This is a genomic window from Rhodoplanes roseus, assembly GCF_003258865.1.
In the GTDB taxonomy this organism is placed as follows: Bacteria; Pseudomonadota; Alphaproteobacteria; order Rhizobiales; family Xanthobacteraceae; genus Rhodoplanes; species Rhodoplanes roseus.
Map to the genome: position 1 here is coordinate 1 of NZ_NPEX01000866.1, position 264 is coordinate 264.

At 64.0% G+C, this 264-nt stretch carries 1 pseudogene; it reads left to right on the forward strand.

Annotation, left to right across the window (positions count from 1 at the left end):
* Nucleotides 1-149: pseudogene (locus tag CH341_RS36170) on the forward strand (transglutaminase family protein); the annotation flags it as partial.
* Nucleotides 150-264: the final 115 nt, after the last annotated feature.

Here is a 264-nt window from a genome sequence, read left to right on the forward strand (position 1 = left end):
CTCGCCACAACCATCCGCGCATCGGGCGCATCCTGATGGCGCGCGGACGCGACGCGACCGACGTCGCGATTTCCACGAGTTTCGGCGCCTCGCGTCTCGCCGGTTTCAAGGTGATCACCGACGAGATCGCCGAAAAGGCCGCCGCCTGAAAGCGGCACCGCCAGTCACGCAATCCAGCCTCCCGCTTTGAAGAACCCGGATCGGGCCTTATGTGCACCGCAACGGAAACAACGGGAGTTCCCCCATGCTCGACAAACTAGCGAC